Raw genomic sequence first — 21,793 nt, 5'->3', positions numbered from 1 at the left:
GGGAAATGGGGGCAAGGCCATGAGCAATGAGAAGGGCGAGGAATTCGCCTATGATATTCAAAAGGTGCTCAAGGCCTTGCCGCACCGCTACCCGCTATTGCTGGTAGACAAGGTTAAATCGCTTGAGCTTGGCGAACGTATTCACGCGGTGAAGGCCGTGACGTTCAATGAAGAGTTCTTCCAAGGTCATTTTCCTGGTGCGCCGATTATGCCCGGCGTGCTTCAGATCGAAGCCATGGCCCAGGCGGCGGCAATTCTCGGGATCGAGACGCTGGAACTGGCCGGTACTGGTAAACTGGTGTTCTTCATGGGCATCGATGGGGCCAAGTTCCGCTCACCGGTTACCCCGGGCTGTCTGTTGGATCTAGAGGTCGAGTTTCTGCAGAAGCGCAGCCGCGTTTACAAATTCAAGGGCAAGGCCAGTGTCGAGGGCAAGGTCACCAGTGAGTGCGAATTCACTGCAATGATCGCCGATCCGCCAGCAGGCTGACCGCAACCCCTTGCCAAATGCTGCGGTCCGCCCTATTGGCGCCGCTTCTCATTTCAGTTGCAGTTCCGGTCGGTACCGGAACGATTGCATAAAGGACTATGCCATGAAGGCCGAAGGACACCCCGATTACCACATGATCACGGTCAAGATGACCGATGGTACCGAATTCCAGACCCGCTCCACCTGGGGCAGCGAAGGCGACACGCTCGCACTGGAAATCGACCCGACCAGCCACCCGGCATGGACCGGCGGCAAGCAGCAGCTTCAGGAAGGCGGCCGCGTTGCAGCCTTTAACAAGCGTTTCGGCGGCATCAGCCTCAAAAAATAAGCTGGCATTTCAGTTTTGCGGTTTTCGGACCGTAAAAGAAGGGCGGTCCGACGGGGCCGCCCTTTTTGATTCGTGTCCGGCCGGTAGTCAGCCAGGGTTGATCAGGCAGCGTGCTTGATGCAGCGCGTCGCGATTGGGCGTGCCTTCAGCCGCTCTATTCCGATGTCTTCACCGCATGTCGCACAGGTGCCGTAAGTCCCTTTTTCAATGCGGAACAATGCGGCGCGCACCTGTCCGATCTCTTGGCGGAGAACTTCGTCCACGCCAATCAGCGCCTCGTCATCGGCCAGATCCTGTGCCTGTTCTTCCCAGTCGTCGTCGAGTGGATGCCGCAGATCATCTTCGATCACCTCGGCGCGTTCGACCAGGGTTTTCAGCCTTGTCTTGAGTTGATCTTCTAGCTCTTTGTACTGGTCCATATTCATCCCCATTCCTTTTCCCGGTACCATTTGGTCAGGATGTATTTGACCCCTTGGCGAACCTTCATGCCATGGTGGATCGTGTCGGGATTAACTGCAAGATCGCTTGTGCGATTATTCCAGCAGAGCAGCTTGCCCGACTCAGGTTTGAACGTCTTGCCGATTGCCTTGAAACGGGTGCCGCCGCCGGCCTCCACGTCGTTAAGGTAGATCATGAATGTCCAGGTGCGTTGGCCCGCGACGCTGCAATATTTGAGATAGTCGGTTCCGCCAGGGTTGAACCAATCGCTATGGGCCTTGAATTCCTGGCCAACGTCATAACGCTGCCCCTGCAATGGTTCTCCATAGCGTGGGTCGATGCCATTTAGTTCATACAGCAACTTCTCGACCAAGCTGACGGCTGGTTCCTCCGGTGCAAGATCGCATGTTTCGCTGGTCCGGAAATGCTTGTCCCCGTTGTCGTCAGCGATGGTGGAGGGGCGCCGTTCCGCTTCGATCAGGCCGACCAGCTCCCGCGCGAGAGCATCCGGCAGAAAATCACGCAGCTGGAAAATTTCTGCTTTCGGTGTCGGGACGCGCTGCATCCCTTGCTGCTGGAGCAAGCGCCGAGCCGAAGAATCACCCCCATGTGTCACCAAAACAGTGATAAGCCTGGGCAATCCCATGGCAAGGCGCGAAATAATCTTGCGCCGATTGCAAATTGACGCAGTTTTCGCTTTCAAAATCCGGTAAGCTATGCAATTGGCGCTCGCCCGCGTCGGAAGCGGCTTGACCGCACGCCGTGCAGCCTTAACAGGCCCCGCAGCACGGCATTTTACGAGTGCGGATGCGGATATGTGGCGATCGTAGCTCAGTTGGTTAGAGCGCCGGTTTGTGGTACCGGAGGTCGGGGGTTCGAGACCCCTCGATCGCCCCATTATCCCCCTCCCAATGCCGTCCCTGCACAAAAACGCATTCCGCGAGCGGACTGCAATTGGGAATTTTACAATGACGGCATTCTGGACCGAACCGGACTTTGACGATCACGAGAACGTACAGCTCGTGCATGATCGAAAATCGGGTCTGACGGCCATTATCGCCCTTCATTCCACGCATCTTGGCCCGGGCGCTGGCGGGACCCGGTTCTGGCATTATCCAGAGCCCAAGGATGCCATGCGCGACGCATTGCGCCTCAGCCGCGGGATGAGTTACAAGAACGCAATGGCAGGCCTGCCGCTCGGCGGCGGCAAAGCGGTGATCCTGGCTGGCAAGGACAAGGCTAAAACTTCTGAAATGCTCGCAGCCTTCGGCGATGCAGTCGATGCGCTCGGCGGCCGCTATGTCACTGCAGAGGACGTGGGCATCAGCGAGGCGGACATGGTTGCCGTATCGAAGCGCACCGAATTCGTTTCGGGCCTCCCGGTATCGGGCGAAGACGCTGCTGGCGGCGATCCCGGACCGTTCACGGCCATGGGCATCTATCACGGTATCAAGGCAGCAGTGCTGCACAAAATGGGCAAGGATTCGGTCAAGGGTGTGCACGTCGCAATCCAGGGCACCGGCAGTGTTGGTGGCGGCGTTGCGCGTCTGCTTGCCCATGACGGCGCGAAGCTTACGCTCTCTGACATTCACGAAGACCGGGCGAAGGCGCTGGCTGGTGAACTAGGCGGTGAATTTGCCCCGGCTGACGCGATCATGAGCACGGCGTGCGATGTCTTCAGCCCGAACGCACTAGGTGCGATTCTCGACGATGAAGGGATTGCCCGGCTTGAGGCTCCGATCGTGGCAGGCGGCGCGAACAATCAGCTGGCGAGACAGGGACACGGCCAGAAACTGGCTGATCGCGGCATCCTGTACGCACCCGATTACGTCATCAATGCAGGCGGTATCATCAGTGTTGCGATGGAATATCTTTGCAAGCGCCACGGGGACCCGTGCGACATTAACGAGGTGCGCAAGCGGATTGCGCTGATCCCTGGCCGGCTGGAGGAAATTTGGGCCGAAAGCGACACCAGCGGCGTCTCGCCCGATGTCGTTGCCGACCGCATGGCGCAAAAACTTATCGGTCGCTGATCGGGCGGGGGATTGTAGTCTTGCGACCTTCCGTCAGCCCTGCCAAAGCTGGTGCCGGACGGTAACAAATGCACGGCTTTGCCAATCCCAAACGATTTCTGGCCCTCGCGAGCTGGCTGACCCCGCTTTTGCTGGTTAGTGGCCTGTTGCTGACGTCCGCTGCACTTTTCTGGGGCGTTACATCTGTTCCGCCGGATCAGCTGATGGGCGAGACAGTGCGCATCCTGTTCATCCATGTTCCGGCTGCGTGGCTTGGGATGGGCGGATGGACGGCCATCGCGCTATCCAGCCTGGTCTTTTTGGTGTGGCGTCACCCCCTCGCAAGTCTTGCTGCACGGGCAGCTGCTGTGCCCGGTGCTGCTTTCACCGCGATGTGCCTGATCACCGGATCAATCTGGGGCCGCCCGACATGGGGCACTTGGTGGGTTTGGGATGGGCGGCTGACATCGATGCTGGTCCTGCTGTTCCTCTATTTCGGCTATATCGCGCTGTCGCAGGCCGTTGCGCGGGATGGCGGCTCCAGCCGAATCCCGGCGATTTTCGGCCTCGTTGGTGCGATCAACATTCCGATCATCAACCGGTCGGTGGTTTGGTGGAATTCGCTGCATCAACCACCAAGCATAACCATGGGCAAAAGCGCGATCGATCCTGAATTTCTCGTCCCACTTGGGGTTGCCGTCTTGGGCTTTTCGCTGTTGTTCGGCGGCGTGGTTTTGGCCCGGATGCGGGCGTTGCTGGCAGAAATCCAGACAGAGGCGCGCTTGCGCCGTAAAGCTGGCGGAGCAAGCTGATGCGTGAAAATCTGGACCAGTGGGACTATGTGATCGCGTGCTACATTATCGGCATTGTGATGACGCTCGGTCTGGTAGGGTGGAGCTGGATTAGCATGAAACGCGAAGAAAAACGGCGTGCGGAGGCGAGGCGCAAATGACCAATGGTTTGAAGGCCAAGCATCAACGGCTCATCCTGGTGGTGATCGCGCTTGTCGCGCTCATCGGGGCGGGGCTGCTTGCCGCGTGGGCGCTGCGCAATCAGGCGAACTATTTTTACCTGCCAGGACAGATGATTGCAGAACCGCCAGAGGTTGGTCAGGCCGTCCGTCTGGGCGGAATGGTGCAGCAAGATTCAATCCGTAACATGCCAGACGGTGTAACCGTCTCCTTTATTGTAACGGACAAGGACAGCGCAGTCGTGCCAGTGCGCTTCACCGGTATCCTGCCGGACCTGTTCGTCGAAGGGTCAGGAGTTGTGGCGGAAGGGCGGCTGGCCGCCGACGGGACGTTCGTTGCAGACAACCTGCTGGCCAAGCATGATGAGAACTACGTTCCGCGCGAACTTCAGGAAATGGATCAGCACAAAGCCGACGAAACTCTGGTAGCGCAGGGACCTGCTACATGATCGCAGAGCTGGGGCTAGCGGCATTGTGGCTAGCGGCAGCGCTTTCCGTGCTGCAATTGATCGCAGGTGCGCTTGCGCTCCGAGACGGCAGCGGAGAGCTCGCGTCGCTGGTTCGTCCTGCCGCTATCGTACAAGGCCTGCTTGCAGCCTTTGCATTCGTGATGCTGCTGTGGCTGTTTGCGGTTACCGACCTTTCGGTAAAGCTGGTCGCAACCAATTCGCATTCAGCCAAACCGATGATTTTCAAGCTCGCCGGTGCGTGGGGTAACCACGAAGGGTCGATGCTGCTCTGGGTGACTGTCATGGCGCTGGCAGGCGGATTGATCGCGCTCGTGGAACGGCGGTTGCCCGAAAGGACAATGTTTGCCACGCTCGCAGCGCAAGCCTTTGTCGGAATTGGCTTTTACGCATTTCTATTGCTGAGCTCCAACCCGTTTGAACGGCTTCCGGAGCCAGCGTTGGAGGGGATGGGGCTAAACCCGCTATTGCAGGATATCGGCCTCGCATTCCATCCGCCCACATTGTATTTCGGCTATGTGGGATTGTCGGTCGCCTTCAGCTTTGCCGTTGGTGCCTTGCTTACGCGCCAGGTTGGTCCGGCATTCGCCAGAGCGATGCGGCCATGGGTGCTAGGCGCATGGATTTTCCTGACGCTGGGGATCACAGCGGGAAGTTACTGGGCGTATTACGAACTCGGTTGGGGCGGCTGGTGGTTCTGGGATCCGGTCGAGAACGCGTCCCTCATGCCGTGGCTAGCGGCAACCGCGCTGCTCCATTCGGTGAGTGTTCTGGCGGCCCGCGATGCATTGCGGGCGTGGACCATCATGCTTGGCGTCGTGGCTTTCTCCATGTCCATGCTCGGCACGTTTCTCGTCCGATCCGGCATCCTGACCAGCGTGCATGCATTTGCAGTCGATCCTGAGCGCGGTACGTTCATCCTGTTCTTGCTCGGGCTCTACATCGGCGGCGCGCTGCTTTTGTTTGCGCTGCGGGCTGGCTCCGTTGCGGAAGGTGAGCGCTTTTCCATCACTTCGCGCGAAGGTGCGCTGGTGTTCAACAATGTGATGCTCAGCGCAATCCTGGGCATCGTATTGCTCGGCACACTCTATCCTTTGCTGACCGAAGCGTTCGATGTGCGAGTATCCGTGGGACCGCCTTACTTTAATCCAGCAGGGGCGATCTTCACGATCCCCATGCTGCTGGTTATGGCAGTCGGGCCGTTGCTCCGCTGGCGGGGTGACAGAATTTCCCGAATCAAAGTGCCGATGATTGTCATCGCAGCCATCATGCTAGCGGTGCTGGTTGTGGTCATCATCCTCGGCTCATACGGGCTTTTGGCTGATCTGGGCCTGGCAGTTGCTGCCGGACTTGCCATTGCCAGCTTCCTGCCTTTGCGCGGGCGCAACCTGCTGCGCGTTCCCATCGCGACCTGGGGTATGGTTGTGGCCCATTTCGGGATCGCAGTGGCGCTGTTCGGAATGGCGAGCGAATCTGCGTTTTCAGAAGAAAAACTGGCCGCTGTAAGCGTTGGCGACAATGTGGAGATCGGGCCTTGGAACGTGTCACTTCTGGCGACCAGGCCCGTTGCTGGCCCGAACTGGACCGCCATCGAAGGGCAATTGATGGCCAGTTACGATGGCGGCGAAGCTATCCTGCTGAAACCGCAATCCCGCAATTTCTGGGCTCCGCCACAAGAGACGACGGAAAGTGTGCTCTCAACTCGCTGGAACGGCCAGCTTTACGCGGTCATCGGGAATGAGGCCAGCGGGGGCGAGGGCGGGGAACGTTGGCAGCTGCGGCTGTGGTGGAAGCCGTTTGTCACGCTGATCTGGTACGGCGGTATTCTGGTGGCGCTGGGCGGATTGCTTGCCCTTATTGGCCGCGTGAAGGGCGACCTTAAACGCCGGTATGTCCAGTCGCGCCTTGCTGGCCGGAAGGAAGAAGGGGAATCCGCATGAAGGGGTTGCGCATGTGGGTGCCGCTGCTGCTGTTTGCGGGCTTCTGCGGTTTGGCGGCGTATCAGCTGACACAGCCAAAGGATGAATTCATTGAAAGCACGATGATTGGCGAACCGGTTCCCGATTTCAATCTCAGGCCGGCCATCGAAACGCGCCCGGGCGTCGCCTTGGCGGACCTCAAGGATGGTCGCCCGAAACTGCTGAACATCTGGGCCAGCTGGTGCGTCCCGTGCATTGCAGAGGCTCCTCAGCTTGAGGCACTGCAGCGGCAGGGCGTACCGATTGTCGGGATCGCCATTCGCGACAAACCGGAAGACGTCGCGCGCTTTCTTGCAAATTACGGCAACCCCTACACCCGTATCGGGGCCGACGATTTGTCCGAAGTGCAATTGTCGATTGGATCGTCAGGCGTGCCGGAAACCTTTGTGGTGAACGGTGACGGGGTCATAACCTACCAGCACATCGGCGACATTCGTGCTGAACACGTGCCCTTGTTGCTGCAAGAACTGGCCGAGGCCGGGGCATGAGGTGGTTCCTGCGCATAGCGATAGCACTAGCTGCTGCCGTGTCAGGCCCGCTTGCCGCTCAGCAATCGCTGCCGCCCGCGCCGCTTGCTTATGAGCAATTGCCCGATGCAGAGCAGGAAGCGCAGGCGCAAGCGTTGATGGAGACACTGCGCTGCCTGAAGTGTCAGAGTCAGTCGATTGCCGACAGCGATGCCCCAATGGCCGGGGACATGCGGCATCAGGTGCGAACACGCATCGCAGCTGGTGAAGATCCAGAGGCAATCCGCGCATGGCTTGTCGCGCGATATGGCGACTATGTTAGCTACGCGCCCACTGTAAGCGAAACTACCTGGCCGTTATTCGCCATACCGGGTTTGCTTATTCTGATCGCCGGTATGATCCTTTGGCGCCGTTTGAGGAAACAGGCATGAGCTGGCTCCCGATTATCGCGCTTGGCGTTGCTGCATTCATTCTCGCGGCATTTGTGTTTCGCTTGCCCAAGGGGGGCTGGACACTGTTCGGTGCCGCTTTGCTGTTCGGGCTGGCCGGATACGCATTACAGGGTTTCCCCGGATATGCAGGCGCTCCCAAGAGCGCACAGCCGGACGCAAGCGAGGGCAACGAGATATTGATCGAAGCCCGCCGTGAATTTTATGGCCCTCAGTCAACGCCGAGCCGGTTTGTCACTGTGGCCGATGCGTTTGCTCGAAAAGGGCAATATGAAGATGCTGCGAACATGCTGGGGAACGCAGTTACGGAAAATCCGGTAGATGCCGAGGCTTGGACTGCGATGGGTAACGCGCTGGTGGAACATGCAGAGGGTTCCCTGACCCCGGCCGCGCTTTATGCATATTCGCGCGCGGAACGGGCAGACCCCGGCAATCCTGCGCCGACGTATTTTCTCGGCATTGGCTTTCTGCGTGCTGGGCAACCGGGCCGGACCCGCGACCTTTGGCTGAACCTGCTGGAAAATTCGCCCGAAGATGCACCATGGCGCGCTGATCTCGAGCTGCGGTTGGAACGGCTCGAGGCCCTGATGACGCAAATGGGTCAATAATCCGTAGCGGCTAATCTATTGCCGGGTGTATTCGATACTGCTAAGCGCCGCCGCCTTTGAACCGGCAACCATTTGACGCCGGGTAGCTACAGTCGGGACTACCGATCCAATGGCCGAAACCAGCCAGCACAAGATTGTACCACCGCCGGGAGCGGTCTCGGGGCATGCCGCTTCCAAGACTGCGCTTGCCGTGGGTGCGATTGGCATCGTCTTCGGTGATATCGGTACCAGCCCGCTTTATGCTTTCCGCGAAACGTTTGTCGGACCGCACCCGCTGGCGCTGGACACAGCGCATGTGCTCGGTGTTATCAGCCTGATTTTCTGGTCGATGACGCTGGTCGTGTCGTTACAATATGTCACGATCCTGATGCGCGCCGATAACAAGGGGCAGGGCGGCAGTCTTGCTCTTGTGGCGCTAATTTCAAGCAAGATCAGCAAATCTCGATATGGCTGGCTTGCCGTGCTGCTTGGTGTGTTTGCGACGTCGCTTTTCTATGGTGATAGCATGATCACACCGGCGATCTCTGTCCTGTCCGCGGTCGAAGGGCTGACGGTCGTCGACCAGGGGCTGAAACAATTCGTGATTCCCATCGCCTTGGCGCTGCTTGTATTCCTCTTCATCCTGCAGAAACGCGGGACGGCGAAGGTCGGGGCGCTGTTTGCTCCGGTAATGATTGTCTATTTCACCGTGATTGCCTGCATGGGCGCATGGCAGATCGTCCAGACCCCAGAAATCCTGTGGGCTTTGAACCCGTATTACGCAGTCAATTTCTTTGTCATCGACGGCACGCTCGCTTTTCTGGCGCTGGGATCGGTCGTGCTGGCCGTGACAGGGTCAGAGGCGCTTTATTCCGACATGGGGCATTTCGGTCGCGGACCGATGCGCCTGTCATGGTTCGGCTTTGTCATGCCGTGTTTGCTGCTCAACTATTTCGGGCAGGGCGCAATGATCATCGGCCTTCCTGCAGATCAGGCCGCGCAGGCCATCCAGAGCCCGTTCTTCTTCCTCGCGAATGAAGAATGGAGGCTGCCGCTGGTGTTCCTGGCGACAATCGCAACTTTCATCGCCAGCCAAGCGGTGATTTCCGGCGCGTTTTCCATCACGCACCAGGCCATGCAGATGGGATATATTCCCCGCCTGTCGATCCGCCACACCAGCGAAACCGAAGGCGGCCAGATTTATATTCCGGTGGTCAATTGGGCGCTGATGATCGCCGTGATCATTCTGGTTCTGACATTCCAGAATTCGTCCAACCTCGCCAGCGCATACGGCATCGCGGTGACCGGGGCGGTCACTATCGATACGCTTCTCATGGGCGTTCTGTTCGTAGGCGTTTGGAAGTGGAAATGGTGGTACGCCGCGCCAGTGGTAGCTCTGTTCCTGATCGTGGACGGCGCCTACTTCGCAGCCAACCTGACCAAGGTGCCACAAGGCGGCTGGTTCCCGCTGCTGGTCGGTGCGATCGCCTTTACCTTGCTCACCACCTGGGCGCGCGGGCGCAAGCTGATGCGCGAACGGATGAGCGAAGTTGCTCTGCCGATCGAGATTTTTGCCAAGTCGGCGAAGAACAGTGCGGTTCGCGTTCCCGGGACGGCGATATTCATGGCATCGTCGACCGGCGGCGTGCCTTCGGCGTTGCTGCATAATATCAAGCACAACAAGGTTCTGCATGAACGGGTTGTGATCCTGACGGTGCAGATTGCCGAGATACCCTATGTCGATCCGGCGACCCGGTGCGAGTATCATGATCTGGGCGATGGCTTCTTCCGCGCTGTGCTGCACTATGGCTTCATGGAAGAGACCGCTGTTCCTGCCGGGCTGAAAACGATGCAGCAATGCGGCGGTGAATTCGACATGATGCAGACCAGCTTCTTCCTGTCGCGGCAGACCTTGTTGCCGTCGGAAAATCCGGGAATGCCGATCTGGCGCGAAAAGATTTTCGCGTGGATGCTTCGGAATTCGGCGACCGCGATGGAGTTCTTCCGCCTGCCTACGAACCGCGTTGTAGAATTGGGCAGTCAGGTCCGGATCTGACCGGAACGGCCGGTGTCAGTCCATTTCAAGCGTTTTGGATAGGTAGTGCGAAGCGTGACCTTTTGGCCGGTCATGCAGTGTCGCCATATGCGTGTAACCCAGCTTTTCGTAAAAGGGCCGCGCTTGCCAGCTGGTGGTCTCGACCAGTGCTTTCCTGCAGTTCTGGCTGATGGCGAATTCTTCGGCTTTCTCGACTAGTTCGCGGCCAATTCCTGTTCCGCGCGCGGTGTCTGACAGCCACAAAAGCTCAATGTGAAGCGTGTTCCAGTAACAGGTGGCTCGCAGCCCGCCGGCCACATTCCCAGCCGCGTCCTGCGCCAGGACATGGAACTGCGTTTCAGCCTCGTTCGGCTCCAGATCGGGAACAGCAGCCCGGTTGAACTCCACTATTCCCTCGCTGAGCTGCTGTGCCCGCTCACGATCCAGATCGAGTTCGATGGAGACTTTCAAATTTGCTGCCTCAGCTGCCCGTAGGCGGCTCTTCCTTGATCACGTCATCCTTTGCCTCGACATCAAGGCCGTGACGCATCAGCATCGGTATCTGGCTGAAGGTAAACAGAAATGTCAGCGGCATGAACACCCAGAACTTGGCCCATAGCCAAGTTTCGAAACTGTCGTTCTCTACATTGTAGAGATAACGCAGCACCTCGTTCAGGATGGCTAGCGCGAAGAAGAAGATACCCCAGTTGCGTGACAGTTTTAGCCAACCTTCATTGCTTAGCCCCTCGAACGCGGCCTCCAGCAGAACCTTGAGCAGCGCCTTCCCCTTGAACCAGCCAAGGGTCAGCACCAGACCGAAGATTGTGTAGATAATAGTCGGCTTGATCTGCACGAATGTCGGATCGCCAAAGAAAATCGTAAGGCCGCCGAAACCGACGATCAGCGCGGTGGAAAACCACAGCATCGGGGAAACGTGTCCAAGTTTGAATTTGGAAAACAGCAATGCGATCACGGCGGCGATCATGAAAGCGAAGGTGCCTTTGATCACAGCAGTCACTTCGGCGATCGCGTTGGCCTCTTCCGGTGAGGAGTATTTGTAAACGCCGAGGAAGACGAGCAGTGGCCCGTAATCGACTGCTACATTGAGCCACCCGGAAGGTTTCTTTTTCGCCGGGGCGGTTTCACTTTTCATCAGGCTACTCCTGCAATTACACGGGCAACCAGGTCCGGATCGAACGGCCGCAAATCGTCAATTTTCTCACCAACGCCAATGGCATGGATCGGCAGGCCGTATTGTTCCGCGGCTGCAACAAGAACGCCGCCGCGCGCGGTCCCGTCCAGCTTGGTCATGATCAGACCGGTTACCCCGGCCACTTCCTTGAAGGTTTCGATCTGGGCGAGGGCGTTCTGGCCGTTGGTCGCATCGAGGACCAGCACCACGTCATGCGGCGCCTCAGGATTGAGCCGCCCAAGGACACGGCGGATTTTTTCCAGTTCGTCCATCAGTTCGCGCTTGTTCTGCAGGCGTCCTGCAGTGTCGACGATCAGCGCATCGATGCCCTGTTCTGTTGCCGCCTTCACCCCGTCGAAAACAATGCTCGCCGGGTCGCCGCCCTCAGGGCCGCGAACAATCGGGACCCCAATACGCTCAGCCCAAGTCGCAAGCTGGCCAATCGCGGCGGCACGGAATGTGTCACCTGCCGCCAGCATCACGCCGTAATCGTCTTCCTGAAACAGATGCGCCAGCTTGGCGATGGTAGTCGTTTTGCCGCTGCCGTTCACGCCAATAACCAGCACCACTTGAGGGCGGGGAAAAGCGGTGATTTCGAGCGGCTTCGCAACCGGACGCAGAATCTCGGCGATCTCTGCCGCCACTGCCTCGCGCAGTTCGGTTTCGGTAATGTTCAGCCCGAACCGTTTTTCTGCCAGCTTGCTCCGAATGCGCGCGGCAGCGGAGGGGCCGAGATCCGACATGATCAGCGCATCTTCGACATCATCCAGCGCCGCATCGTCGAGCTTGGCAGTCCCGACGACACCGGTCAGATTGCTCGACAGCCGCTCTGACGTCTTGCGGAAACCGCCGAATACGCGGTCGGTCCAACTTGTGTCGCTCATCTTAGCAAGCCTTCGCTGAGTTCATTCGGGGTGATAGTCAGGATGGTGCCGGCAGCGGTGCCCTGTGGCACCTCGACCCGCGCGAAATTGGGCGCATAGCCTGTTCCATCCCGTTCCGCGAGGACGGAAAGCGACTGGCCGACCAGCGTGTGCAGCCACGTGCTGCGCTGTGCCCGCACCGCCTCGCGCAGTTGAGCCGCGCGCTGCTTGATCAGCGGCCGATCGTGCTGGGGCATGCGTGCCGCAGGCGTGTCGGGGCGCGGTGAGTAGGGAAACACATGGCCGTGGACGATATTGAGCGCTTCGATGATCGAGAGGTTATCGGAATGCATCGCCGCGTCTTCTGTCGGAAATCCAGCGATCAGATCTGCCCCGATGGCGATTTCTGGACGCTTGGCTTTCAATCGTTCAACCAGGGCAATCGCATCTGCGCGGAGGTGCCGCCGCTTCATCCGTTTGAGCATCATGTCATGCCCATGTTGAAGCGACAGGTGAAGATGCGGCATCAGCCGGTCCTCGCCCATGAACAATTCTTCCAGCTGCGGATCGATTTCGATCCCGTCCAGCGACGACATGCGCAGGCGCGGCAGGTCCGGGAAACGGTCCAGCACCGCCGATACGAGTTTGCCCAGTGGCGGTTTGTCGGACAGATCATGGCCCCAGGAAGTCACATCGACCCCGGTTAGGACGATCTCCGGCGCGCCAAGTGCAAGATGCTTTTCCACCTCTTCCAGCACTTGGGGGATGGTTTGGGACCGGCTTTTCCCTCTGCCTTGGGGAATGACACAGAAGGTGCAGGCGTGGTCACACCCGTTTTGGACTGTCACAAAGGCGCGGGTCCGGCTGGGCACGAAGGGTGGTGCATCCAGCGGTACGTTCCAGGCACGCGGATCAAGCTTGGCGGTGTTTTTGACGAGGCCGTCGACCTCGGGCATCGCAGCCAGCTGGTCGCGTTCGATATCCGCCGCACAGCCAGTCACCATCAGGCGGGCTTCAGGGCGCGCCTTCCGCGCCTTGCGGATCGCCTGCCGTGTCTGGCGCACCGCTTCCGACGTGACTGCGCAGCTGTTGATGACAACCACATCATCTTCCCCGGCGAGCATCGCCTTGATCTGCTCGCTCTCGGAAATATTCAGCCTGCAGCCCAGGGATATGACTTCGGAATTGCCGCTCATGCGTAATCGGACCATTCGAATGTACCGCGATACGATTCTGTGGCCGGGCCTTCCATGATGATCGATTGGCCTTCCGACCATTCGATTGTCAGTGTTCCGCCGGGCAGCGTCACCTTGACCGGCGATTGAACCAAACCCCGGCGGAGCGCGGCTACGGCGGTTGCGCATGCACCGGTTCCGCAGGCGCGCGTCAACCCGGCACCGCGTTCCCACACGCGCAGATTGATCGCACCGCCTGAAACCTGCGCGACATTCACGTTAACGCGCTGCGGGAACAGCGGATCGGTTTCGATCAGAGGCCCCAGCCGGGCAAGGTCGATAGCGGCCAGATCTTCAACAAAGAAGATCACGTGCGGGTTACCGACATTGACCGCGGAAGGATCTGTGAGCCCCTCCCAAGAAACGGGCAGGTGCAGGGTATCCATCGCATAATCGATCGGGATTGCGTCCCATTCGAAGCGCGGCTGCCCCATGTCGACACGGGCTCCGCTCTCTGATGGGCAAATATTGATGATGCCGCCGCCGGTTTCGACTGCCGCCGCCCGTCCGTGCAGCAATGCGGCCGCGCGAGAGGCATTGCCGCATGCTTCCACTTCGCCGCCATCGGAGTTGTATATTCGCATCCGGAAATCAGCGCGGTTCGAAGGCTCCAGCACAATCAGCTGATCGCAACCAATACCGGTATGCCGGTCGGCAAGCGCAGCCACGGTGGCCGCGGTCAGATCAGGCAGATCCTGTTCACGCGCGTCGAGCATGATGAAATCATTGCCGAGGCCGTGCATTTTGGTGAAGGGGATGCGCATAGCAGCGTGCATCTATGCATGAAGGGACCGCGCGTCCAGTGGGCGGGGTTTCAGGCAGTCTTCATGCGCGTGCTGAGAGTGTACAGCTCAGATGGCTTCGCGCTTCGCATTGGCGGTCTCGCCTTCAGGCGGCAACATGCTGTCTTCGGCTTCCGGATGATGGTCTGCGAGCAAATCCATTGCGGCCAAACGGCCTCTTACCGCGGCGGCATGTTCGGGCTTGCCGTAGTGATACCCCTGACCCTTCATCTTGCCTTTGCCCTTGAGCGCTTTCAGAATTTGCGCGTCCTCGATACCTTCGGCAGTGACCGGAAGGTCCAGGCCGTCGGACAGAGAGATGATCGCGTTGACGATCTTGTCGCTGGCATCTTCATCGTTCAGTTCGCCAACAAAGCTGCGATCGATCTTGAGGCGATCAAAGGGAAGGGTGCGGAGTTGGGTAAGACTGGAATAACCGGTGCCGAAATCATCCAGGCTGATCTGAACGCCCTGATTTTTGAGGCTGGTGATCATTGATTTCACCACGCCGACATTTTCATGCAGACAGCTTTCCGTGATTTCGATATCGAGCCGTTCAGGCGGGAAATTGTGCTTCACCAGCAGCTTAAGAAGTTTCTGGGAGAACCACGGATCGCGTAGCTGCACCGGCGAGATGTTGACCGAGAGTGTCAACCGCGAGTGCCAACCCTTAGCGTCTTCAAACGCCTGCTCGATCAGATTCTCCGACAGGGCGGCGATCACGCCGATTTCCTCGGCAACTGGAATGAAAACTTCAGGACTGACGAGGCCTAGGTCTGGCGAATGCCAGCGTGCCAGCATTTCGAAACCCATCAGTTCACCGGACTGCAGATCAATCTGCTGTTCGTAATAGGGGACGAATTCCCCATTCTTGATGCCGTTCCTGATGCCGGTTTCCAGATCGCTGCGAAAACGGAGTTCTTTTTCCATTGACGGTTCAAACCAGAAATAGCGGTTCTTGCCCTGCTTTTTCGCATGGTACATCGCGATATCGGCGCGGTGCATCAAATCTTCACCGCACGCCGGAGCTTTGTCGCGGGTTTCCTGAGCACTCGTCGCGATGCCCACGGAAAGCGTGATCTCAATCATTGACTTGTTGATTATTTCAGGGCGCGATGTGCGCTCTATGAGCGTTGCAGCCAACTGATCGACGGCATCGGGCTTGCGACAATCGAAAGGTACAATGCAGGCGAATTCATCTCCGCCGAGGCGCGCCAGGGTTGCACCCGAAGGCAGGACTGCGCGGATCCGGTCGGCGGTTGTTTGCAGCACCCGGTCTCCGACCTTGTGGCCGTTCAAATCGTTGATCTGTTTGAAGTTATCCAGATCCACCATGAGGAACGCGACTGCCGCATCGCTCTGGTCGATCTTCGCAATGAGATCATCGACGACCGGCGCTACGCTCCGGCGGTTCAGGCAGCCTGTCAGTGGGTCTGTCTCAGCGAGGAGCTTGGCCTTTTCCTCGGCCTTGCGGCGTTCCTCGATCTCGGAGATGAGCTCGCGGTAGCGGCGCATACCGAAGACAATGAGTGCGATATTGAGTAGGAGAGCATTGACCAACAGATTGTCCGGACCCTCAACGCCCTGAATCCAGCTGCGTGCAATCGATGGCAGGACCGAGCTGCCTGTGCCGACGAACATGAGTATGGCGGCAATCGCAATGCCCAGTGCGACCATATCCCGTTCGACGCGCTTCTTGCTGTCATTCGTGGGTTCTTGTTTTGCAGACATTATTGATGCGGCATGAGCAGCCGCGCCTCCCCTGAAGCATTTGAAGGTTCGGACGATAAGAATTTGGATTGAAGAACTGGTTAATTCGCCCCGTAGCCGGGTGGAAACATTCTATCCGCGCCGCTAGTCCGGAAGCATCGATGACTGGCTTTGATGGGAGAATGTGAAAATGGCGCGTTTCTGGCTGATGAAATCCGAACCGGATGCCTACAGCTGGGACGATCTCGTCAAGCAGGGCGAAGGCACGTGGGACGGTGTTCGCAACCACCGCGCAAAAAACAATCTCGCCGCCATGGAGGAGGGCGACCAGGTGTTCTTCTATCATTCCAATGTCGGGCTGGAGATCGTGGGCATCGCGGAAGTAACCGTGGCCGGGATTGCCGACCCGACCGATCCGACCGGCAAATGGGCCGCGGTAAAAGTGAAACCGGTCCGTAAATTGAAGCGTCCGGTCACTTTGAAACAGGTGAAGGCCGAGCCGGCACTGGCCGAAATGGAGCTAGTGAAGCTGATGCGCCTTTCCGTCAGCGAGGTACGCCCCGCAGAATGGGAGAAGATCCTCCAAATGTCGGAAGAATGACCGGAATAGGCTGACCAAGCTTGGTTAATGTCCCGATCTAGGCCAGTGGATAGCTGCCCCGCGCATAATGGTTAGTATTCCGTTAACACGGCACCCATGCGTAGATCACTTGTTCTTTCAGACGAAACCGCCGGCCACCCATTTCTGGCATCACTCCCCCCGCATGTGAGGGCGGGCAGCGTTCCGGTTCCTGCACGTCCGGCACTGTCGATCACCCGTGAAGATATTCGCGGATTCCTGACCGCCTATGTCGGGTGTTTCGTGGCTGCGCTGATTTTCTTCAGCTAGCCTATCTCAACTAGCGGGGCTGTTCGCCGCGGCGGTTAGCTCGGCGTTGTAGAGCCGTTTGCCGAGCCATGCCGATACCAGGCACATGCCGGCGCTCATCAGCAGCTGTTCGGCTATCGAAATGCCGATCATATTGAGCGCCATCGCGGCCAGTGATCCGATCACCATTGCCCCTGAATTGACGATATTGTTGGCTGCGATCGTCCGCGCTGCCTGTTCTGGCGGAACGCGGGTGGTGAGAAACGCATAGAGCGGCACCACGAACATGCCGCCGGCAATTGCGATACCAAGCAGTGACAGAAGCAGGAAACTTGCCATCGGCCACGCCAGGAATTCAGTCACCCCGAGCATTTCGGTCGGCTGGCCTGCAGCCCACAGTCGCGACACAAAATAGAATGCCACCACGAACCCGCCCATCGCAATGACGGAAATCGGTGAATAGCGGGCGGAGACTGTGCCCTTCAGCAGGTAATTAATCGACACCGAACCGATTGCGACACCGACAGAGAAGATGACCAGGAACAGGCTCGCGACCTCTGGCTCGGCCATGATGACGTTCTTCGCCAGTGGCACGAACTGGATGAACAGCACGGCGCCAATGGTCCAGAAGAAGCTGATGGCGAGGATCGCGTAGAACACTTCCTGATTGTGCATGGTCTCGCGAATGAGGTTCTTCGACGCGCGGAACAGGTTCCAGTCGAGCTTTTCCTTCACCAGTCCCTGCGGCGGGGCATCGGGGACCTGACGGCTGACGAAATAACCGATGATGGAGGTTATGATGATGCCTACGGCGGCGTATTCGACATCGATCCATCCGGCGAGGATGGTGCCTGCGAGGATTGCGATATAAGTGCCTGCCTCGACCAGACCGGTCCCGGCCAGGACCTCGTCCTTCTTCAGGTGCTGCGGCAGGATCGCATATTTGATCGGGCCAAGAAATGTCGACTGAACGCCTGTCAGCAGCAGGGCGAGCAGCAATAACGGTATCGCAACCGTTTCCACTGCAATTCCCTTCCACGCCAGATATAGTCCAGCCGCCCCGATGATCATCAAAATGATCTCGCATGCTTTGACCGTTCGGATAATCGCTGCCTTGTCCCTCATATCGGCGAGTTGTCCCGCGAGCGCGGAAAGAAGGAAGAAGGGGAGGATAAAGAGGCCCGATGCTACGGCACTGAAAAGACCCTCGGTATTGGGCGAGTTATAGACCTGGTAAACCACGAACAGCACCATGGCGTTCTTGTACAGGTTATCGTTGAAAGCATTGAATAACTGGGTGACGAAGAGAGGCAGGAAACGCCTGCGCCGCAAAAGGTGCGTCGATGTTGTCATACTGGCTGCGTTACCCCAAACTTTGAGCCTTCTCGGCATCTGCGGCCCTTTGAACAGGGATAAAGCGGGGGGACAAGCGCAAACAGGTGCTTTTGCCCCGCCGACTAAGCGGGTAGAGGGGGTGTGATGCTGACTTTGCCTAACATGTTGACCCTGTCGCGGATCGTGGCCGTTCCCTTGCTGGCTGCGCTGCTTTGGTGGCCCGAATGGAAATTGGGCTATTGGTTCGCGTTCGCGCTGTACTGCCTCATGGGCATCACCGATTATTTCGATGGTTATCTGGCGCGATCCAGCGGAGCCGTGTCGAAGCTAGGCATTTTTCTGGATCCGATCGCCGACAAGATCATGGTTGCCGCGGTAATTCTGGTGCTGACGGCGCAAGGCTATCTGCGGGGGCCTTATGTCGGTGACTTGCACGTGATTGCGGGCCTGATCATCCTGATGCGTGAGATCGCCGTGTCAGGACTGCGTGAATTTCTGGCTGGGTTGCAGGTATCCGTACCGGTGACGCGACTGGCGAAATGGAAAACAACTCTCCAGCTCGTTTCGCTGGGCGCGTTGATCGGGGGCGGGGCGGTTCATGGACCGCCGCCGACGCTGATGGCCGAAGCGGCGAGGCCGCTGGCTGATCAATGGATTCACCTGACGGGCCTGGCATGCCTGTGGGGCGCTGCGGCGCTGACAGTGATAACGGGTTGGGATTATCTCAGGGTCGGCCTGAAGCACATGGACTGATGCTTTATTCGATCAAACCCGCAGCCACCGAGCATTCGACAAGCGGAATACCAAAGCGATCACGCGGATCATCCCGGTCAAATTCTTCTTCAGACGAGTAACCGAATGCCTCGACAACCTTTTGGTGCAGAGGCAGATCGAATTTAATCCCGACATTCCGGTCGACACGCCAGACAATTTTGCCCGGCATCGCGACTTTATCACTCAGCTTTATTTCGACCTGAGCGCCTTGCTCGGCCAGTTTGCTGCCGGTTTCGATCATGCAGCCGCCACTGGACAGGTTGTAAAGGGACACGGCGCCCTTCTTGCGGCCGATCCTGCATTCCACTTTGTGGTCTGTTTTAAAGCGATTATAAGAACGCATCTGCCGTTTCCTGCTGCTACCCGTGGCGTCTGCGACTATTACTATCCGTTCAATCGCAAATATTTAGTAAATATTCGGTAGGGAATATTTAACCATCGGATGGCACTGGAACCCTCGACAGATGCCGCCGACCCGTCAGCCAGCTCGCAATTCTTCCGCGAGGAGGCGGAATTCCTCGCCGCGAGGCGAATTCTTACGCCAGATCAGCGCAATTTCGCGGCTGGGGTTATCAGTCTGCAGGGGACGGGCGATAATCTCTGTACCTTTAAGAATACCGGCCTTGATCGCCATTTCGGGCAGCATGGTAATGCCGAGTCCGTTATCCACCATCTGGACCAGCGTATGCAGGCTGGTACCGATCATCGTGGCGCTGGCATTGAGTTCGGGCCGGTTGCAGGCGGCCAGCGCGTGTTCCTTAAGGCAGTGGCCGTCTTCCAAGAGCAGCAGATGTCCCTCATCAATCATGGATGGGGGAATGGAAGCCGGCGGATCCCGCGGGTCATCCTTTGGAAAAGCGACGAACAGCTTGTCGTCGCAGATATGTTCATATTCGATGTCGCCCGTCGCGAAGGGCAGGGCGAGCAACACGCAGTCGACCCGCCCGTGCTGAAGCGATTCGATCGCATCTGCGCTGGTCTCTTCGCGCAGGAACAGTTTCAGTGCAGGGCGCTCCTTGCGAAGCCGGGGCAATATGTGCGGCAGCATGAAGGGGGCGATTGTGGGAATGACGCTCATCCGCAATTCCCCCGACAGCGGCGTCCCTGATGCCTGCACCAGTTCGCTCAACTCTTCGGCTTCGCGCAGCAGACGGTGCGCCTTGGCAACAACCTTGTCACCAAGCGGGGTGAAGCGGACCACACGGCGGCTACGCTCGACTAGCGTTACGCCCAGCAGTGTCTCAAGCTCGCGGATGCCCGCCGACAAGGTGGATTGGGAAACGAAGCTCGCCTCTGCCGCACGGCCGAAATGGCCGGTTTCATGCAGCGCGACCAGATATTGCAATTGCTTGATGGTGGGGAGGTAGGTGCTCACTCGCCTTCTTCACCGTTGCTATCGCTGTCACTCTCGCGGCTTCGCTCACCTTCGGAAGGCATCTCGTCAGGTTTCGCCTGTGCATCGTCAGCGTCGTCCGCATCATCGGCAGGCGCGGCATCGCCTTCGGCAACATCGATATGCGTCATGATGAGCCGGCCGTCCTTAACCGCGAAACCGGTTTTGCCTTCGACCAGTTCCAGCGCGTCCTGACCGAACACATCGTAACGCCAACCTTTCAGGATCGGCAGATCTCGAAGGCCAGCGGCCAATGCTTCCAGCTCATCCGATTTCGTCAGCAGGCGGCTGGCAATATCGATCTCGCGTGAACGGATCTTGAGCAGCAGTTTGAGCAGGTCGGCAACCAGCGCCCCTTCCTTGCCCAGTGGCGCGCCGCGCTTGGTCTTGGTCGGCATTTCGCTTTTCGGCAGCGGTTCGGCACCGGACAGGACTCTCATCATCCGTTTGCCGATGTCATTTTCGCGCCAGGCGTTGGACAGGCCGCGAACCTTCGCAAGGTCTAGCTGCTTCTTCGGCGGGTGGCTGGCAATGTCGGCCAGCGTTTCATCACGCATGATACGGCCGCGCGGGATATCCTTGTGCTGGGCTTCTTCTTCACGCCAGGCTGCCAATGCCTTCAGCCGTCCCAGAACCTGCGGGTTACGCCCGGCGGCGCGAATCCGGTGCCATGCCTTGGTTGGATCGTTGCGATAATTCTCCGGATCGGCGAGTTTTTCCATTTCGGCGTTCAGCCATTTGCCGCGGCCTGTCTTGATCAGCTTCTGCAGCATTTTCGGGAAGATTTCGGACAGGTGTGTCACATCGCCGATGGCATACTCGATCTGCCGATCGGTCAGCGGGCGGCGGCTCCAGTCGGTAAAGCGCGCGCCCTTGTCGACTGTGATGCCCAGCCAGCTCTCGACCAGGTTGGCATAGCCGATCTGTTCACTCTGGCTGATTGCCATCATGGCGATCTGGGTATCGAAAATGGGGTGGGGCGTCTTGCCGGTCAGGTTGTAGATAATTTCGACGTCCTGACCGCCGGCGTGAAATATCTTCAGCACGTCTTCATTGTCGCACATCAGGTCGAGCAGGCTCGTCAGGTCGATGCCGTCTGCAAGCGGATCGATTGCGGCCGCTTCTTCATCATTGGCGATCTGGACCAGGCAGAGTTCAGGCCAATACGTGTTCTCGCGCATGAATTCCGTATCGACGGTGACGAAGTCGGATTTTTCGAGGCGAGAGACCAAATCGTCGAGTGCTTCGGTCGTGGTAATCAAATCATGTATTTTCATCGTACTTTTCTATATGCGGGCGGAGTACCGCCACTCGGGATCCGCATCGGCGTTCTGTCACCTTGACAAAACCCCTCGGTTCCCCTGTTAGCCCGCCCACACATTTGAGCGAGGGCGCAGCCAATGCGCCCCTAGCGCCATA

At 58.4% G+C, this 21,793-nt stretch carries 26 protein-coding genes and 1 tRNA gene; 15 read left to right on the top strand and 12 right to left on the bottom strand.

Going from position 1 to position 21,793, the window contains the following annotated elements; genetic code table 11:
• Positions 1–19 precede the first annotated feature (19 nt).
• Positions 20–490 carry a 3-hydroxyacyl-ACP dehydratase FabZ gene (gene fabZ, locus PO778_RS06270; RefSeq protein ID WP_160730095.1) on the top strand — a complete coding sequence of 157 codons (471 nt, stop codon included), beginning with the start codon at positions 20–22 and terminating at the stop codon, positions 488–490.
• Between the two features lie 103 nt (positions 491–593).
• Positions 594–818 (top strand): 50S ribosomal protein L31, encoded by a 225-nt coding sequence (gene rpmE / locus PO778_RS06265; RefSeq protein WP_160730094.1) that lies wholly within the window; start codon positions 594–596, stop codon positions 816–818.
• 101 nt (positions 819–919) lie between these two features.
• On the opposite strand, the gene PO778_RS06260 is transcribed toward rpmE, so the two are convergent.
• Positions 920–1,237, bottom strand: coding sequence for a TraR/DksA family transcriptional regulator (locus tag PO778_RS06260; protein WP_160730093.1), 318 nt, complete (start codon positions 1,235–1,237; stop codon positions 920–922).
• 2 nt (positions 1,238–1,239) lie between these two features.
• Positions 1,240–1,872, bottom strand: coding sequence for a prolyl hydroxylase family protein (locus PO778_RS06255; RefSeq protein ID WP_271438955.1), 633 nt, complete (start codon positions 1,870–1,872; stop codon positions 1,240–1,242).
• A gap of 204 nt (positions 1,873–2,076) precedes the next feature.
• Here PO778_RS06255 and PO778_RS06250 point away from each other — a divergent pair.
• The 10 genes from PO778_RS06250 (at position 2,077) to PO778_RS06205 (ending at position 10,243) form a co-directional block, all read left to right on the top strand.
• Positions 2,077–2,153: transfer RNA gene (locus PO778_RS06250), tRNA-His, on the top strand.
• A gap of 71 nt (positions 2,154–2,224) precedes the next feature.
• Positions 2,225–3,289: a Leu/Phe/Val dehydrogenase gene (locus PO778_RS06245; RefSeq protein ID WP_271438954.1), complete on the top strand. Its 1,065-nt coding sequence runs from the start codon at positions 2,225–2,227 to the stop codon at positions 3,287–3,289.
• 68 nt (positions 3,290–3,357) lie between these two features.
• On the top strand, positions 3,358–4,080 hold the full coding sequence (gene ccmC / locus PO778_RS06240) for a heme ABC transporter permease CcmC (RefSeq protein WP_271438953.1): 723 nt from the start codon (positions 3,358–3,360) through the stop codon (positions 4,078–4,080).
• Positions 4,080–4,220 carry a hypothetical protein gene (locus PO778_RS06235; protein WP_202391599.1) on the top strand — a complete coding sequence of 47 codons (141 nt, stop codon included), beginning with the start codon at positions 4,080–4,082 and terminating at the stop codon, positions 4,218–4,220. The genes ccmC and PO778_RS06235 overlap by 1 nt, the downstream gene beginning before the upstream one ends.
• Positions 4,217–4,687: a cytochrome c maturation protein CcmE gene (gene ccmE / locus PO778_RS06230; protein WP_160730089.1), complete on the top strand. Its 471-nt coding sequence runs from the start codon at positions 4,217–4,219 to the stop codon at positions 4,685–4,687. Before PO778_RS06235 ends, ccmE begins: the two co-directional genes overlap by 4 nt.
• A complete protein-coding gene (locus tag PO778_RS06225) occupies positions 4,684–6,645 on the top strand; it encodes a heme lyase CcmF/NrfE family subunit (RefSeq protein WP_271438952.1) in 1,962 nt (653 codons plus the stop codon). The genes ccmE and PO778_RS06225 overlap by 4 nt, the downstream gene beginning before the upstream one ends.
• On the top strand, positions 6,642–7,172 hold the full coding sequence (locus PO778_RS06220) for a DsbE family thiol:disulfide interchange protein (RefSeq protein WP_271438951.1): 531 nt from the start codon (positions 6,642–6,644) through the stop codon (positions 7,170–7,172). The genes PO778_RS06225 and PO778_RS06220 overlap by 4 nt, the downstream gene beginning before the upstream one ends.
• Positions 7,169–7,582: a cytochrome c-type biogenesis protein gene (locus PO778_RS06215; RefSeq protein ID WP_160730086.1), complete on the top strand. Its 414-nt coding sequence runs from the start codon at positions 7,169–7,171 to the stop codon at positions 7,580–7,582. Before PO778_RS06220 ends, PO778_RS06215 begins: the two co-directional genes overlap by 4 nt.
• On the top strand, positions 7,579–8,208 hold the full coding sequence (locus PO778_RS06210; RefSeq protein WP_271438950.1) for a tetratricopeptide repeat protein: 630 nt from the start codon (positions 7,579–7,581) through the stop codon (positions 8,206–8,208). Before PO778_RS06215 ends, PO778_RS06210 begins: the two co-directional genes overlap by 4 nt.
• Before the next feature lie 109 nt (positions 8,209–8,317).
• Positions 8,318–10,243 carry a potassium transporter Kup gene (locus PO778_RS06205; protein ID WP_160730084.1) on the top strand — a complete coding sequence of 642 codons (1,926 nt, stop codon included), beginning with the start codon at positions 8,318–8,320 and terminating at the stop codon, positions 10,241–10,243.
• A gap of 15 nt (positions 10,244–10,258) precedes the next feature.
• On the opposite strand, the gene PO778_RS06200 is transcribed toward PO778_RS06205, so the two are convergent.
• The 6 genes from PO778_RS06200 to PO778_RS06175 all read right to left on the bottom strand — a co-directional run bounded on the left by PO778_RS06200 (position 10,259) and on the right by PO778_RS06175 (position 16,025).
• Positions 10,259–10,693, bottom strand: a complete 435-nt coding sequence (locus PO778_RS06200) for a GNAT family N-acetyltransferase (protein WP_160730083.1) — start codon at positions 10,691–10,693, stop codon at positions 10,259–10,261.
• A 10-nt stretch (positions 10,694–10,703) separates the two neighbouring features.
• Entirely contained in the window at positions 10,704–11,375 is a 672-nt protein-coding gene (locus PO778_RS06195; RefSeq protein WP_271438949.1) for an inner membrane-spanning protein YciB, read from the bottom strand.
• Positions 11,375–12,298: a signal recognition particle-docking protein FtsY gene (gene ftsY, locus PO778_RS06190; RefSeq protein WP_271438948.1), complete on the bottom strand. Its 924-nt coding sequence runs from the start codon at positions 12,296–12,298 to the stop codon at positions 11,375–11,377. Before ftsY ends, PO778_RS06195 begins: the two co-directional genes overlap by 1 nt.
• The gene (locus tag PO778_RS06185; RefSeq protein ID WP_271438947.1) at positions 12,295–13,473 is read right to left on the bottom strand and encodes a MiaB/RimO family radical SAM methylthiotransferase; all 1,179 of its coding nucleotides are present in this window, start codon (positions 13,471–13,473) and stop codon (positions 12,295–12,297) included. Before PO778_RS06185 ends, ftsY begins: the two co-directional genes overlap by 4 nt.
• Positions 13,470–14,276 carry a diaminopimelate epimerase gene (dapF, locus tag PO778_RS06180; RefSeq protein WP_271438946.1) on the bottom strand — a complete coding sequence of 269 codons (807 nt, stop codon included), beginning with the start codon at positions 14,274–14,276 and terminating at the stop codon, positions 13,470–13,472. Before dapF ends, PO778_RS06185 begins: the two co-directional genes overlap by 4 nt.
• 87 nt (positions 14,277–14,363) lie before the next feature.
• The gene (locus PO778_RS06175; protein WP_271438945.1) at positions 14,364–16,025 is read right to left on the bottom strand and encodes a putative bifunctional diguanylate cyclase/phosphodiesterase; all 1,662 of its coding nucleotides are present in this window, start codon (positions 16,023–16,025) and stop codon (positions 14,364–14,366) included.
• A 169-nt stretch (positions 16,026–16,194) separates the two neighbouring features.
• Here PO778_RS06175 and PO778_RS06170 point away from each other — a divergent pair, with 169 nt between their 5' ends.
• Both PO778_RS06170 and PO778_RS06165 read left to right on the top strand, forming a co-directional pair.
• A complete protein-coding gene (locus PO778_RS06170; RefSeq protein WP_271438944.1) occupies positions 16,195–16,605 on the top strand; it encodes an EVE domain-containing protein in 411 nt (136 codons plus the stop codon).
• 96 nt (positions 16,606–16,701) lie between these two features.
• Positions 16,702–16,893: a hypothetical protein gene (locus PO778_RS06165; RefSeq protein WP_160730077.1), complete on the top strand. Its 192-nt coding sequence runs from the start codon at positions 16,702–16,704 to the stop codon at positions 16,891–16,893.
• Positions 16,894–16,899: 6 nt separating this feature from the next.
• Here the strand turns inward: PO778_RS06165 and PO778_RS06160 are convergent, their stop codons facing one another.
• A complete protein-coding gene (locus tag PO778_RS06160; protein ID WP_271438943.1) occupies positions 16,900–18,225 on the bottom strand; it encodes an MFS transporter in 1,326 nt (441 codons plus the stop codon).
• A 126-nt stretch (positions 18,226–18,351) separates the two neighbouring features.
• Between PO778_RS06160 and pgsA the strand changes: the two genes are divergently transcribed.
• The gene (gene pgsA / locus PO778_RS06155) at positions 18,352–18,960 is read left to right on the top strand and encodes a CDP-diacylglycerol--glycerol-3-phosphate 3-phosphatidyltransferase (RefSeq protein WP_160730075.1); all 609 of its coding nucleotides are present in this window, start codon (positions 18,352–18,354) and stop codon (positions 18,958–18,960) included.
• A gap of 4 nt (positions 18,961–18,964) precedes the next feature.
• Here the strand turns inward: pgsA and PO778_RS06150 are convergent, their stop codons facing one another.
• The 3 genes from PO778_RS06150 to rnd all read right to left on the bottom strand — a co-directional run bounded on the left by PO778_RS06150 (position 18,965) and on the right by rnd (position 21,651).
• The gene (locus tag PO778_RS06150) at positions 18,965–19,324 is read right to left on the bottom strand and encodes a PilZ domain-containing protein (protein ID WP_160730074.1); all 360 of its coding nucleotides are present in this window, start codon (positions 19,322–19,324) and stop codon (positions 18,965–18,967) included.
• A 135-nt stretch (positions 19,325–19,459) separates the two neighbouring features.
• On the bottom strand, positions 19,460–20,356 hold the full coding sequence (locus tag PO778_RS06145) for a hydrogen peroxide-inducible genes activator (RefSeq protein WP_160730073.1): 897 nt from the start codon (positions 20,354–20,356) through the stop codon (positions 19,460–19,462).
• Positions 20,353–21,651, bottom strand: a complete 1,299-nt coding sequence (gene rnd / locus PO778_RS06140) for a ribonuclease D (protein WP_271438942.1) — start codon at positions 21,649–21,651, stop codon at positions 20,353–20,355. Before rnd ends, PO778_RS06145 begins: the two co-directional genes overlap by 4 nt.
• Positions 21,652–21,793: the final 142 nt, after the last annotated feature.

Origin of the sequence: Pontixanthobacter luteolus, assembly GCF_947494915.1 — a bacterium.
GTDB classification, from domain to species: domain Bacteria; phylum Pseudomonadota; class Alphaproteobacteria; order Sphingomonadales; family Sphingomonadaceae; genus Pontixanthobacter; species Pontixanthobacter luteolus.
The sequence above is the reverse complement of the archived record's forward strand: the minus strand, read 5'-3'. Positions and strand labels throughout refer to the sequence as shown.

Bases quoted from the DNA above. Each gene is read 5' to 3' on its own strand.
- fabZ (WP_160730095.1), top strand. From the start codon at position 20: ATGAGCAATGAGAAGGGCGAGGAATTCGCCTATGATATTCAAAAGGTG.
- rpmE (WP_160730094.1), top strand. From the start codon at position 594: ATGAAGGCCGAAGGACACCCCGATTACCACATGATCACGGTCAAGATG.
- PO778_RS06260 (WP_160730093.1), bottom strand. From the start codon at position 1,237: ATGGACCAGTACAAAGAGCTAGAAGATCAACTCAAGACAAGGCTGAAA.
- PO778_RS06245 (WP_271438954.1), top strand. From the start codon at position 2,225: ATGACGGCATTCTGGACCGAACCGGACTTTGACGATCACGAGAACGTA.
- ccmC (WP_271438953.1), top strand. From the start codon at position 3,358: ATGCACGGCTTTGCCAATCCCAAACGATTTCTGGCCCTCGCGAGCTGG.
- PO778_RS06235 (WP_202391599.1), top strand. From the start codon at position 4,080: ATGCGTGAAAATCTGGACCAGTGGGACTATGTGATCGCGTGCTACATT.
- ccmE (WP_160730089.1), top strand. From the start codon at position 4,217: ATGACCAATGGTTTGAAGGCCAAGCATCAACGGCTCATCCTGGTGGTG.
- PO778_RS06225 (WP_271438952.1), top strand. From the start codon at position 4,684: ATGATCGCAGAGCTGGGGCTAGCGGCATTGTGGCTAGCGGCAGCGCTT.
- PO778_RS06220 (WP_271438951.1), top strand. From the start codon at position 6,642: ATGAAGGGGTTGCGCATGTGGGTGCCGCTGCTGCTGTTTGCGGGCTTC.
- PO778_RS06215 (WP_160730086.1), top strand. From the start codon at position 7,169: ATGAGGTGGTTCCTGCGCATAGCGATAGCACTAGCTGCTGCCGTGTCA.
- PO778_RS06210 (WP_271438950.1), top strand. From the start codon at position 7,579: ATGAGCTGGCTCCCGATTATCGCGCTTGGCGTTGCTGCATTCATTCTC.
- PO778_RS06205 (WP_160730084.1), top strand. From the start codon at position 8,318: ATGGCCGAAACCAGCCAGCACAAGATTGTACCACCGCCGGGAGCGGTC.
- PO778_RS06195 (WP_271438949.1), bottom strand. From the start codon at position 11,375: ATGAAAAGTGAAACCGCCCCGGCGAAAAAGAAACCTTCCGGGTGGCTC.
- ftsY (WP_271438948.1), bottom strand. From the start codon at position 12,298: ATGAGCGACACAAGTTGGACCGACCGCGTATTCGGCGGTTTCCGCAAG.
- PO778_RS06185 (WP_271438947.1), bottom strand. From the start codon at position 13,473: ATGAGCGGCAATTCCGAAGTCATATCCCTGGGCTGCAGGCTGAATATT.
- dapF (WP_271438946.1), bottom strand. From the start codon at position 14,276: ATGCGCATCCCCTTCACCAAAATGCACGGCCTCGGCAATGATTTCATC.
- PO778_RS06175 (WP_271438945.1), bottom strand. From the start codon at position 16,025: ATGTCTGCAAAACAAGAACCCACGAATGACAGCAAGAAGCGCGTCGAA.
- PO778_RS06170 (WP_271438944.1), top strand. From the start codon at position 16,195: ATGGCGCGTTTCTGGCTGATGAAATCCGAACCGGATGCCTACAGCTGG.
- PO778_RS06165 (WP_160730077.1), top strand. From the start codon at position 16,702: ATGCGTAGATCACTTGTTCTTTCAGACGAAACCGCCGGCCACCCATTT.
- PO778_RS06160 (WP_271438943.1), bottom strand. From the start codon at position 18,225: ATGACAACATCGACGCACCTTTTGCGGCGCAGGCGTTTCCTGCCTCTC.
- pgsA (WP_160730075.1), top strand. From the start codon at position 18,352: ATGCTGACTTTGCCTAACATGTTGACCCTGTCGCGGATCGTGGCCGTT.
- PO778_RS06150 (WP_160730074.1), bottom strand. From the start codon at position 19,324: ATGCGTTCTTATAATCGCTTTAAAACAGACCACAAAGTGGAATGCAGG.
- rnd (WP_271438942.1), bottom strand. From the start codon at position 21,651: ATGAAAATACATGATTTGATTACCACGACCGAAGCACTCGACGATTTG.